General features: G+C 54.9%; 1 protein-coding gene. It reads left to right on the top strand.

The annotated features are described in order from the left end of the window. The coding region (locus ACTHTS_RS11365) for an MltA domain-containing protein (protein WP_440370102.1) at window positions 1-432 on the top strand (432 nt) is incomplete at both ends.

A 432-nucleotide genomic window follows, 5' to 3' on the forward strand; every position in this document is an offset into this window, starting at 1 on the left:
CTTTCCGCTTAGGCTGTGAAAAACTCAAAAACCGCCAAGGCTGGCAGGACGTTTGTATCCAAGCCATGCAAACGCCGGCGCACCATTTCCAAGCCAAGCACTTTTTCGAGCGCTATTTCACCGCATGGCGCGTTGACAATGGCGGCAATCCTGCAGGCACCATTACCGGCTATTACGAACCGGTCCTGCACGGCGACGACAAGCCCACAAGCCAATCCCGTTTCCCTATTTACGGCATTCCGAACGATTTTGTTTCCGTTCCGTTGGCTGCAAACTTGAGAGGCAGTAAAGCCACCGTCCGCATCCGCCAAACCGGCCAAAACAGCGGCGTCATCGACAATAGCGGCACATACACGGCCGATTTGTCCAGATTCCCGATTACAGCACGCAGCACTGCGCTGAAAGGCCGTTTTGAAGGCAGCCGTTTTGTCC

Origin of the sequence: Neisseria sp. P0019.S003 (assembly GCF_051957115.1) — a bacterium.
In the GTDB taxonomy this organism is placed as follows: Bacteria; Pseudomonadota; Gammaproteobacteria; order Burkholderiales; family Neisseriaceae; genus Neisseria; species Neisseria flavescens_D.